Here is a 12,523-nt window from a genome sequence, read left to right as displayed (position 1 = left end):
CCTTTATTTTTTCCCTTTCACATAATCCGCATCAAACAGAAACAATTTGAAGACCAGAATCAGAGAAGGAATTAACAGGCACAGACCACCGATAAACACAACGACGAGTGCAAAGCCCATTGCAGGTGATGTGGCGCTGCTCTGAATGGTGATGAATGGATCCAGAATGTAAGGATATTGCCCAATCCCGTAAGCGAAAAAGGCTGTGAAAAATTGCAGCATGATGCATATAAAAGCTAAACCGTAACGCCGTCCGTTATATAACAGCCACATGGCAATCATGAAAAACGCAACGGAAAGCGCCAGCAGCCACCATAAATCCATCATATTTTGAAAATGACGCTCATTGTGTTGACCCAAATATATAAATGCAGTCAGCGCGAGAATAATGGTCGGTGTGCTCCAGAACAAAGCATAGTTCCGCATCAGCTTCAATGCCGAATGGTCCTCTGCGCGAGAAGCGTAAAATGTGAGAAATGATCCGCTAATGAACAATACGGACACGATGGCTAGACCAACGATGCTCCACGATAATGGATTCGTAAACAGCGCCCAGTAATCCAGGGAAACGGTATCCCCTTGCTTCAAAATAAAGCCACCTTCTGAGAGGGTCAGTGCCACTGACAATGACGCTGGAATAAGCAACCCGGTAGCCCCGTATAAAAACAGATATACGACGTTATTTTTGGAACCATAATTCTCGAAAGCATAGAACGACCCACGAATAGCAAGTAAAATGACGGCAATACTTCCCGGAACAAGCAGCGCGGAGCCATAATAGTAAGCAGTATCCGGAAAGAATCCAACGATGCCAATATAGAAAAAGACAAAAAATACATTGGTGATCTCCCAGACCGGTGATAGATAACGGGAGATCAGACGATTAATCAGGTGATCCTGCTTTGTCAGGCGTGCATAAAAGGCGAAGAAACCTGCTCCAAAATCAATAGAAGCTACAATAAGATAGCCGTACAAGAACAGCCAGAGTACGGATATACCAATCAATTCATAACTCATCAGGCCTGATCCCCTTTCTTGGCTGATTGATCATGCTTCTGTTCCAACCATTTCTCCATCTCAAGCTCCGCAGGATTATTATTGAACAGACGTCTCAATACGAGAACACAGATGACGCCGAGCACGATGTATAGAAGCAAGAAGACGAAAAATAAAATTCTTACACTCGGTGAAGAAGTAGCAGCCTCTTCCACTCGCATATAACCTCGGATGATCCATGGCTGCCGCCCGATCTCTGCATAGAACCAGCCCATTTCAACAGCCAGAAAAGCAAGCGGTGCACTAAGTGCAACCATACGAAGCATCCACTTGTTAAACTGATTACGTTTCTTCCAAAACACAAACAGGAAGTACAGACTTGATATAGCAAGTAGAGCAAATCCAATTCCAGCCATTAGATCAAACAAATAATGCACAAGTAAGGGCGGGTGTTCATCTGGTGGAAATTCATTCAGCCCGGTAACCTCGGCGTTAAAGTCTCCAAAGGCAAGGAAACTGAGCAGTTTCGGCAAATGAAGAGCGCCTATAATTTCATGTTCTGCATTCAGCCATCCCAAAAAAATCAAATCCGCTCCGCTTTCCGTCTCGAAATGCCACTCGGCAGCTGCGAGCTTCTCCGGCTGATGCTCAGCCAAAAACTTGGCAGACACATCTCCAGCTAAAGAATTTAATAAACTGAATACCAGCACAACGGCCATCATGAGATTCAAGCCTTTTTTGTGGTAGGCCGACACTCCTTTTCTCAGCATCGCAAAGGCTGCTATTCCGGCTAACAGAGCAGCTCCTGTCAGATAAGCCGAGCTTAATACATGGAATACTTTGGAGAACGTCGCCGTATTCAACATCGCTTGCACGGGGTTCACTGCCATGAATTGACCTGCTTCCATGACAAAACCTTCAGGCTGGTTCATGAATCCGTTCACTGTTGTAATAAAAACAGCAGACATGCCTGCCCCGGCGACAATCGGAATAGTCAGCAACCAGTGGATATACGGATTTTTGAACCGATCCCACGTGTACAGATAAATGCCCAGGAATATCGCTTCAAAAAAGAATGCGAACACTTCCATAAATAGTGGCAGTGCAATGACATTCCCAGCCAGCTTCATAAAATTCGGCCATACCAAGGCCAACTGCAGTGATATCGCTGTGCCTGTCACGACACCTACCGCGACAGAAATGACAAACCCTCGTGACCACCTCTTTGCCATAAGTATGTAATGGTGATCCTTCTTCCGAATGCCGATGAACTCTGCAATAGCAATCATCAAAGGTACACCGACACCCAGCGTTGCAAAAATCACGTGGAATCCCAGCGTCAAACCAGTCACTAGCCTGCTCCATAACACCGTATCAATAGCCATTCTTTGTGTTGCCTCCTTTCAAACTCTGTTCATTTTTTTAACATTCAATATCAGCTTCGGCCAAGCTCAATGCAGAGTTGCGAAAAATTTCACAAAGTTAGGTATGACGATATCTTGCCACACCTTTATTGCGTTTACTCCTGTTGGCTCCAGCATTGGATGCCTATTAAAATCTGATATTGATGCACTTAAAGTACTAACCAAGCCTATTAATCAAAATTATTATATCTTTATTTTTACCTAATTCAATCAAAGACACGTCTTCTACCCTAAACGTTCAAGAAAGGATCAACTCTTTCTGACAACTTGGTGAAAAACAAAAAATACACCCAATGGAGCTATTGATTCATTGGGTGTAAACGTGCTATTGCACGGCAGATTCGCTATTTTACTTGCTTACTTGCTCCGGACTCTCCGCACCTGCTTCGCGATGTACGCTCATGATGATCAGTGATGCAGCTAATATCGTAAGGATGATTCCAAGCATCTGAAATCCTGTCACATTGAATGTATCCCCCATGACAATCCCAATTAATAACGACGATAAGATGGTTCCCAGGTAGCGTGATGTATTAAAAATACCCGATGCGACTCCGATCATTTCTTTGGGTGTGCTTTTGAACAGAGCTGCTTGCATGCCGACCGCGTTTAGGCCGTTACTTATTCCAAATAAAGCTAAGGCAACAATGACAATGAAGATTGGAGAAGTTTCGTTCATAATAACGATCAATATAGAGCCAAATGTCATTAAAGAAGCGGATACGATTAGAGCTGGCCGTGATCCTGATCTGTCAATCCAGCGCCCTGCGATCGGTGCAATAATGACTGAACATAACCCCAAAGCTAGCATGCTCATTCCTGTATGAACTTCATTGAGATGACGTACCTGCTTCAAAAACGTAGGAACTCCAAAAAAAAGTGCGTAAAACAGGATGTTCACCAGCATGTATTGCACATTCACCCAAGTCATCTCGGGATATGAGGCAAACGTGCGCAGAGGGATAAAAGGCGTGCCTGCTTTTAATTCATGTCGGATGAACATGACGAGTACGATTAACCCGATCCCCCCTGTCAGCAGATGCCATGTTGAAATATCTCCTGTGGAACTTACTGAAAGTAAACCGATGAGCAGAGTCACCAAAGCTACCGTAAACATCAGGATACCTGGTGCGTCAATTAACGCAAGCCATTGCCGAATGGACATGTGACCAGAGATAGACGGAGATTGCTCGTCCTTCGGGATTGTTTTCCAGGCGAACCAAAAGCTTGCCATGACAAACGGAATATTAACGAAGAATATGCTCTGCCAGTCCCACCAATGAATCAATACTCCACCAACAAAAGGTCCAACTGCAGCCGCTCCTGAAAGGAATATAGCCAAGGTGGACAAGGCGGAGGCTTGTTTTTCAGTCACGTTCATTCTGACAATCGCCATTCCAACGGCCACCATCATGCTTGTGCCAATCGATTGAACGATCCGGAATACGATGAGCCACGAAAAACTGGGAGACCACGGAGCTAGCATGGACGATACAAAAACAATAACAAGACCCATGAGGAAGATCTTCCTGCGGCCAAACAAATCACTACACTTGCCCATAACGGGTTGAGCGACAGCACTGGCAATGTAAAATGATAAAATAATCCACGAAACGGCTGTAAAATTAAGTTGATACACTTGTTGTAGCCTGGAGATTGCCACCGAAATCATGGAGGAATTCAACGGATTCAACATAATTCCAAGTCCAACAGCTAACATCAATCCTTTATTTCGAACGTTCATTGGTGCACCTCTCTCTCTCTTCTGCTGTTATCTTACTTGAACGTATTCATTTATTCCAACGCATTATATGTTATGATTTGATGAACTAGAAGGAATGAAGGAATGGTGCAAATGGAACTTCTTCAACTAAAATATTTCCTGACGGTGGCCCGATGCGAACATGTTACGGAAGCTGCGGGAAAGCTTCATGTCACGCAATCCTCCCTGAGCAAAACGATACAACGATTAGAGGACGACCTTGGAGTCCCTTTATTTGATCGAATCGGGAGAAAGCTGCGACTAAACGACTTTGGAAGAACATTTCTTCAACGAACTGAAAAAGCCTTATTTGAATTGGAACAAGGAAAGCGGGAAATCGCTGACCTCTCCAACCCGGATCAGGGTACACTGCAATTGGCGGTGACTACGGCAAGCACATTGCCAGGCATACTGCGGGAATTCCGAAAAAACAAGCCGGATATTCAGTTCCATGTGCAAATGGTTTCGTTAGAAAACATGTCCAGACTTCTACATCGAGGCGAGGTGGACTTTTGTCTCTCCTCCCCTCCGATTCAAGGTGACGATATCGAATGTCAGTTATTATATGACGATCCGATTGTAGTCGCTGTTCCTATGGGTCATCGATATGCAGACCGAACCAGCATTCAATTAACCGAGCTTAAGGACGAGTGGTTTGTTGGGGTGAAGCAAGGGTATGGGGTTCGTGATATGGTAGATTCCGTATGTCAATCCGTTGGTTTTGTACCGAAGTATGTGTATGAAGGTGATGAGCCTGCAAGATTAACAGCCCTTGTTGAAGCGGAGATCGGTCTCGCGTTTATACCTAGCACAGCCAGAAACCCGCATGAGCGCATTAGATATCTTCAGGTAGAGGAACATCAACTCGTTCGGGAAATCGCTCTACTTTCGCACAAAAACAGGTATATTTCCAAAGCCGCTTTAGAGTTTCGCAGCGTAGTTATGGACTATTTCAATGCTATGCCACGAGCATAAATTCAATCCAGAGGAGATGTCATTTTGATATTAAAACCAGAAAAATTTGATCATATTTCAGAGACAGAACGATTAATAATCAGACCACTACAGAAAGACGATTATGAGAATTGGTTGAATGAATTTGAAAATCGCTTGCCCTCCCAGCACCGCCATGATAAAGGGAAAATGGATATGAGTGAATGTACACCGGATTGGTTTCACGATCTGGTCGATCGACACCAGGAGTTAGCGCGTACAGATGCCGTTTATGTATTTGGTGTCTTTAGAAAAGAAGACGGTACACATCTGAGTATGATTGATATTGCTACCTTGGCAAGAGATCATTTTCAATGGGGAAGCTTCGGATACACGATCCATAATCAGTATTGGCGAAAAGGTTATGGGAAAGAAGCAGTGAATGAAGCACTTCATATTGCATTCGAACATTTGAAGTTCCACCGCATAGAAGCCCATATCAATTTGGATAATACCCCTTCAGTAAAGTTAGCTGAAAGCGTGGGTATGGAATTTGAATGTGTACGTAAAGGTTTCATACATGAAAATGATGAGTGGACCGATCATTTGGTTTATTACAAAAATTCTAAATAAATTGTTCATACAACTCACTCTAAAACAAGGGAACTCCATATCAAGAAGTTCCCTGTTTTCTATGTTTGTTGAATATTCTTCTTTTTGCGATGAAGGGTTACTACTCCAAAACTAACTGCTGAAATCCATAATAGGATTATTGCATTACTTGAGACTAATGATTGCACTGTATCTAGTTGTAACAATTGCGTAATTAACCTTCCTTCATACGGTGAAAGTGTGGCTCCCAAGTTATACGCGATCAGAACAATGGTGGTACCCAACTTTGCCATTTTGGCGATTTGTTGAGCAAAAGTATGCAATAAATAGGGCATTATACAGCGGAATGAAAACCCGATGATCATTGAGCAAACGGTAGTAAGCATGATACTTTGCGAGATTGTCGTAACGAACATCGAGCTTCCAAGTAACAGAATTGATAATGGAACAATATAATTCCCGAGAGTTTTGTATACTTTTCCAAAAGAAAAGCCGGCTACAAAAGCTCCTAAACCTATAAATGCAATCATATTGCTTCCGTTTGTCGCAGTTCCGATATTTTTTTCCAAAATCAAAGGAGTAATCTGTAAATTATAATTGATGAAGATAGCTACAATCACAAATAATAAGAGACCATAGCCGATCATGACTTGAAGGGCTCTTTTATTATTTGTGTAGCTTGAATTCGTTGTGACCTCTTCTCTTCTATTAAGCTCTTTTTTATCAGAAGGAACGAAAATCAGGAATGCGATGAAAATAGGAAGTGCCAGGGCGTAGACATAAAATGATGTGTGCCAGCCCATTTTCAGTAGTTGACCAACGAGTAGTGTTAGACAAATGCCTCCTAATCCCTCAAAGGCACTTTCTAAGCCAATTACGGTTGCTTGTTTACCTGGATTTTTATGATACATATCACTGATTATCTGAATGATGAGCCGGTTAAATAAACCTACACCTAACCCAAACAAACAACGAGAAATGAACAGCAACGAAAAAAGGTCATGATACAATGCAGGGAATACTCCCGCAATGAGAACAAGTCCTAATCCAGTTAGTATAGTTGCTTTCTTCCCAATTAGAAGTTCAAGTCGATTAGCAATTAACACACCAAGAATAACAAATAATGAAGGTATGGTCGTTAATAATCCTACGTGTGTTACCGATATCTCTGGAAAATCATTGGCTATTGCAGGAATGTTAGCGGCAATCACTGGACCTGAAGAAATTAATAACGCAACAGACAATAACGAATATGTTCTAAGCTTCTCCATGGATATTATAAAAAATCAACTCCTAACTGTTTGTTTTTGCTCCATATGGCCAGTAGTTAGCCTTGATGCTGCGATAAATGGATAAAGCAGTAACGCATAAGTCGATGACTTCATACGTTACTGCTCAGTCAATTAGAGTTCTTTGCCGTTACTTTGAATAACTTTTTTGAACCATTCAAAGGATTTTTTCTTACTGCGTTTCAACGTACCATTTCCAGCGTCATCTTTGTCGACATGTATGAAACCGTATCGTTTACTCATCTCTCCTGAACTTGAGCTTACTAAATCAATGCAACCCCAGGACGTGTAACCCAACAACTCTACGCCATCTTCTTCCACTGCTGTTATGAAAGCTTGGATGTGTTGACGCAGATATTCGATTCTATAATCATCAGCAACATATCCCGTCTCATCAGGAGTATCTATCGCTCCTAAGCCATTTTCAACGATGAATAGTGGCTTTTGATATCGGTCATACAAGGAGTTCATTGTAATTCTTAGACCTTCAGGATCGATTTGCCATCCCCATTCACTTGTTTTCAAATGAGGATTGCGCAGTGTCGGAAACAGGTTAGCTGCTGTTTGTGTGTTTACTTCCGGGTCTGCACTGGTTAATCGTGAACCATAATAACTGAACGAAACGAAATCAACCGTATTATTTTTCAAGCATTCCTCGTCCCCGTCTTCCATGGCTAAATTAATATTCATTCGTTCTAACATTTTCTTGGCATAGTTTGGATATTCTCCCCGGGATTGTACATCGACGAAGAAGTAATGCTCGCGATCTCTTGTCATGGCTTTCCAGACATCATCTGGTGCACATGTGTAAGGGTAAGTGTTGGCACCCGCTAACATACAGCCAATCTGAAATGCCGGATTAATTCTACGCGCAATTTCAGTTGCTTTTGCACTTGCGATCAATTGATGATGAGCCGCCTGATACTTCACAGCATCCTCATTCTCACCTTCTTCAAACACTAGGCCTGAACTTCCAAAAGGTAGATGCAACAGCATATTGATTTCATTAAAGGTAAGCCAATACTTCACTTTATCTTTATAACGGGTGAAGATCGTTTCACACAATCTCTCATAATAATCCACCATTTTTCGACTTCTCCACGATCCAATTGTTTTTACCAAATGAATAGGGACATCAAAATGTGTAATGGTGACTAACGGCTCAATGCCATACTTCAAACATTCATCAAATACATTTTCATAGAATTTCAAACCCTCTTCGTTGGGTAACTCGTCATCTCCATTAGGATAGATCCGAGTCCATGCCAAAGATAACCGGAAACACGTAAAGCCCATCTCTGCAAATAAAGCAATGTCTTCTTTATACCGATGATAAAAATCAATAGCTTCATGACTCGGATAAAAATGCTCTTGATCACACTCCAACATTTTTAACTGTCCTCGCATGACAGGAACACGATCTTTCCCTACCGGGATTACATCAACTGTGGATAGTCCCTTGTTGCCTTCTGCATATCCACCTTCACATTGGTTAGCAGCAACTGCCCCACCCCACAAAAAGTCTTTTCTTAAAGTCATTAAAACACACTCCTAACCTGTAGTTTTGTTAAGCTTTGACAACCAGTAATGTATTGTTAAAATCAATATTTTGGGGACTAGTCTCTGCGATCACATCCGAGTAACTATACGAATTGGTTACAATAACGGGCGTTTGAGTGACATATCCTTCTTGTCTGATTTTGTCCAGATCAAATGTCAGCAAGGTCTGTCCTTTTGTGATTCTCTGACCTTCTTCAACAAAAGCCTCAAAATATTTTCCGTTCAGCTTAACCGTATTTAAGCCGACATGAATAAGAATTTCGACTCCTTCATCGGATAATAGTCCAATAGCATGTTTCTTAGGAAATAGGGATACAATCATGCCATCAAATGGAGCAATGACTTTCCCCTCGCTAGGTTCAATAGCAATTCCTTTACCCATTGCCTCTGAGGCAAACGCTGCATCCTGTACATCCTGAAGTTGAATGAGCTGACCTTTAAGCGGAGTTGCAATAACGGAATCTTTAATTGTAATGACTTCATCCGGAACCCCACTCACCTCGTTCGCACTTGAAACAGTATTTTGTGAAGGTGCGTCTTTTTCATATTTCAAACTGAGCAAATAGGTAAGCACAGCAGTTACGACAGTTGTTATAACAAGTGCGATCAAAATGTTATATAAATTCCAGATATTTTCACCAATGTACAGAGGAATCGCCGGGATTCCTGAAGCGCCTGTTGCGTAACGAGAAACATCCATTAGCCCTGCAAAGAGTCCCCCACTGGCAGCTCCAATCATACCCGCTACAAGTGGGTATCTCTTCGGTAAGTTTACGCCGTAAAGAGCTGGTTCCGTGATTCCCATCAACGCTGTGATACCACTGGAAGCTGAAATTTGTTTTAATGCTTTATCCTTTGTTCTCATCCCTACAACTAATGCCGCAACACCTTGACCTATACAATTGATCATCGCTCCAGGACCGAGGATATTCTCATAACCTGATGTGGTGATTTGAGCAATGGATAGAGGAACAATATTATGGTGTAGTCCAAACATAACCAGTATTGGCCAGAAGGTTGCAACCAGGAAAATAACCAGCCAGCTACCATGTGCGCCCAAGAAGTCAAAGCCCATCGCTAAATACGTTCCAAAAAATGACCCTAGTGGTCCCAATACGGTTAAGGCCAGAATTCCCGTTACTAAAATAGTGCACATGGGAACAAAAATAACTTTCACTGCATTCGGAATGATCCTTTTAAACATAGATTCAATATATGATTGAGACCAAACTATTAAGAGAATTGGAACTACAGATGAACTATAAGATACAAGAGTTAGCGGGATTCCAAAAACACTTACGTCAGTTCCATCTAAACGCAATTGCGTCAAGTTGGGATGGAGCAAAATACCGGCTAAAACGAGTGCTAAGACGGGACTGCATTTTAGTTTGTTTGCAGCTGAAAACGCCAACAAGAATGGTAAAAAGTAGAAAATAGCATCTGACATAAGACTTACAACATAGTAGGTTTGGGAATCTTTTGAAATCCAGTTGAATAAAATAAGTAGAGCGAGTAATGCCTTGATCATACCAGCGCCAGCTATAGCAGGAACAATCGGACTAAATGTTCCGGAGACGAAATCGATTAGTTTCCCCAAAATACTAACTTTCCTAGCTTGAGTTGGTTCACCCGATGAACTCGCGTTAGGTTTAAGTTGTTTGATCACTTCTTTGTAAACGTCTTCAACATGTGTGCCGATAACGACTTGAAATTGTCCGCCGCTCTCAACCGCATCAATAACACCATCAAACGATTTAAGCGCTTTTTGATCTGCTTTATTAGTATCATTCAGTGCAAATCTAAGCCTAGTCATACAGTGAGTCAGAGTGGATACATTCTCACTACCGCCCACTTTCTCTACAATATCTTGAGCCAACTTCTCGTATTTCTTGCTCATCCAATAATGCCCCCTCTTGTTGTTGCCACCTAAATGAATGAAACCGAAAGCGCTTTAAATAACTTTTCCTTACAATAAAAAAGCTATTTATCCGAAATACATAAAGGCTGCATTCATTACACCTTTAAAATATCATCTGATAAACAGCTATAGCCAATACCTATAATTTATACTTTATTATGCCTGAAAGGCATGCCTGATATGTTCCAAAAAACGTATCTCAGTTTGACTGAATACCTTATGTTTTTTCCAGACAATCACCGTTGGAAACTGAAGTTCCGGTTGAAAAGGTCTAAAGCATAACGTGTCAGACTGCTTCATTGCAAGCGCACCCTCAATACAGATTGCCGTCCCTAACCCCTCCTCTACGAGGTTAAGTACGTTAGATATTAAATTATAGGTCGCAACGAAGTTTAAATGTGCATACTCATCGGCAAACCAGCTTGCAATCTCATTCTGTACGACAGAACGGCTGGATATGAGCAGAGGCACTCCGGCTAAATCGGTTGAAGTTACATATTCTTTCTGTGCAAGAGGTGATGAGGTCTTCATAAGGACTCCCCAGCGCTCCTTCTGGGGCAGTCTGATGAAATGGTATTTCTCAATGTGGATTGGTTCTAACAAAATGCCCACATCGAGCAGTCCTTTATCTATTCGTTCCTTTATGTCATCCCCCGTTCCACTATAGATGTGATATTTAACCTGCGGATACTCCATATTGAAGTCTTTTAATAATTGTAAAATAACATTGGATGTTAATGATTCAACACTCCCGATCGATATGGTTCCTCCAACCAGATTGTTCTGATCTTTAAACTCTTTCTCTGTTTTATCCGCAAGAATGAGAATTTCTTCTGCTCTTTGACGCAGAAGCATGCCTGCATCTGTTAGTGTTATTTTACTTTTCCCGCGTATAAACAATTGGGTTTCTAAGTTTTTTTCCAGATCAGCCAACTGCCTGCTTAACGTTGGCTGTGTCACATGTAAGATCGTTGCAGCATGTGTGATATTTTCTACACGAGCTACTGTCAAAAAATATCGAAGTACTCTTAACTCCATAATTCCTCCTGATTTACATTCATTAAGTGTCTCCTGAATCATTAATTTCTTGCTATACCTTCTGTTAACTAGAAGAAGACAGTTGATTGGGATAATCAACTGCCTGTTTCTTCAAATAAAGAAGATTATTTCTCTGGAATGATTTCATTAACGCAGCCTAAAGCATTTAGTGTTCTGGGAAATCCCATGTAGGGAAGGCAGTGAGTAAGAGCGGTGATCATGGTTTCTTTATTATTGCCAACATTGATGTTGCCCTGAACGTGTGCTTTGACTTGACTATCAGCACCTCCGAGTGCGCTTAGTATACAAAGAGTAAGCAGCTCTCGTGTTTTCAGATCCAGGCCTCCACGGGTATAGAAGTCACCAAAGCAAAATGCTGAAAGATAGTCCTGTATATGCTTCTGATTTGATGGAGCATTCTCCCGGTTTTTCTCAATAATATCACCAAAAATCTCTTTTTGAATACTGAGTCCTTTGTCAAAGCGATTATCTTCTTCAACCTGTTTTTGACTTTCAAGAGGCAGTGCAACATTTCGTTCTTTGAACACTTCATTCATTTCCGATATGGCATTTAAGGTTTTGGGGAATCCCAAATAAGGTGCGCATTGATAGATTGCTTCTTGGATCTCCACTGGTGTTAACCTAACATTTAGCGCTGCACGAGTATGTGCTTTGAGCTGGGGTAACGTTTGGTTAGTAGCCAGTACGACCAAAGTAATAAGCTCACGTTGCTTATCGTCAAGAACACCTTGATCAAAAATTTCACCAAATATGAAGCGACTTAATATGTCCTGTAACTCAGGATCAGTAGCATATGCCGCTGGAACTCCATCGCCGAATAGTCTTTTATATGTTTCCTGGCTCTTTTCGATTCGATTCATATTCATCAAACCTCCTGTTTCTTTTTAGTTAAAGCTAGGTGTACCCATTTTACATTGAAAGAGAAAAGAATCTATATCCTATTCATATCATTTTATTGCCTAATCCTATC

Annotated in this window: 10 protein-coding genes; 2 read left to right on the top strand and 8 right to left on the bottom strand. The window is 41.6% G+C overall.

From position 1 onward, the window contains the following. Positions 1 to 3 precede the first annotated feature (3 nt). The 3 genes from NZ043_RS24395 to NZ043_RS24385 all read right to left on the bottom strand — a co-directional run bounded on the left by NZ043_RS24395 (position 4) and on the right by NZ043_RS24385 (position 4,164). Positions 4 to 1,017 carry a cytochrome d ubiquinol oxidase subunit II gene (locus NZ043_RS24395; protein WP_339309454.1) on the bottom strand — a complete coding sequence of 338 codons (1,014 nt, stop codon included), beginning with the start codon at positions 1,015 to 1,017 and terminating at the stop codon, positions 4 to 6. Next, on the bottom strand, positions 1,017 to 2,381 hold the full coding sequence (locus NZ043_RS24390) for a cytochrome ubiquinol oxidase subunit I (RefSeq protein ID WP_339309453.1): 1,365 nt from the start codon (positions 2,379 to 2,381) through the stop codon (positions 1,017 to 1,019). Before NZ043_RS24390 ends, NZ043_RS24395 begins: the two co-directional genes overlap by 1 nt. A 388-nt stretch (positions 2,382 to 2,769) precedes the next feature. Next, complete coding sequence (locus tag NZ043_RS24385; RefSeq protein WP_339309452.1) at positions 2,770 to 4,164, bottom strand: MFS transporter; 1,395 nt, start codon at positions 4,162 to 4,164, stop codon at positions 2,770 to 2,772. Positions 4,165 to 4,275: 111 nt separating this feature from the next. On the opposite strand from NZ043_RS24385, the gene NZ043_RS24380 reads away from it, so the two are divergent. Then, the gene (locus tag NZ043_RS24380; protein ID WP_091034903.1) at positions 4,276 to 5,157 is read left to right on the top strand and encodes a LysR family transcriptional regulator; all 882 of its coding nucleotides are present in this window, start codon (positions 4,276 to 4,278) and stop codon (positions 5,155 to 5,157) included. Between the two features lie 24 nt (positions 5,158 to 5,181). Further along, entirely contained in the window at positions 5,182 to 5,748 is a 567-nt protein-coding gene (locus NZ043_RS24375; protein ID WP_339309451.1) for a GNAT family N-acetyltransferase, read from the top strand. Between the two features lie 59 nt (positions 5,749 to 5,807). Here NZ043_RS24375 and NZ043_RS24370 read toward each other — a convergent pair whose 3' ends face one another. The 5 genes from NZ043_RS24370 to NZ043_RS24350 all read right to left on the bottom strand — a co-directional run bounded on the left by NZ043_RS24370 (position 5,808) and on the right by NZ043_RS24350 (position 12,413). Then, positions 5,808 to 6,971, bottom strand: a complete 1,164-nt coding sequence (locus NZ043_RS24370) for an MFS transporter (RefSeq protein WP_339309450.1) — start codon at positions 6,969 to 6,971, stop codon at positions 5,808 to 5,810. A gap of 159 nt (positions 6,972 to 7,130) precedes the next feature. Further along, entirely contained in the window at positions 7,131 to 8,555 is a 1,425-nt protein-coding gene (locus NZ043_RS24365; RefSeq protein WP_339309449.1) for a 6-phospho-beta-glucosidase, read from the bottom strand. 28 nt (positions 8,556 to 8,583) lie between these two features. Next, entirely contained in the window at positions 8,584 to 10,473 is a 1,890-nt protein-coding gene (locus tag NZ043_RS24360; protein ID WP_339309448.1) for a beta-glucoside-specific PTS transporter subunit IIABC, read from the bottom strand. Positions 10,474 to 10,650: 177 nt separating this feature from the next. Further along, positions 10,651 to 11,532, bottom strand: a complete 882-nt coding sequence (locus NZ043_RS24355; protein WP_339309447.1) for a LysR family transcriptional regulator — start codon at positions 11,530 to 11,532, stop codon at positions 10,651 to 10,653. Positions 11,533 to 11,657: 125 nt separating this feature from the next. Beyond that, entirely contained in the window at positions 11,658 to 12,413 is a 756-nt protein-coding gene (locus NZ043_RS24350) for a carboxymuconolactone decarboxylase family protein (protein WP_339309446.1), read from the bottom strand. Positions 12,414 to 12,523 lie beyond the last annotated feature (110 nt).

The sequence above is a fragment of the Paenibacillus sp. FSL k6-2145 genome (genome assembly GCF_037976585.1).
GTDB lineage: Bacteria > Bacillota > Bacilli > Paenibacillales > Paenibacillaceae > Paenibacillus.
This window is presented reverse-complemented; position numbering and strand designations above follow the sequence as displayed.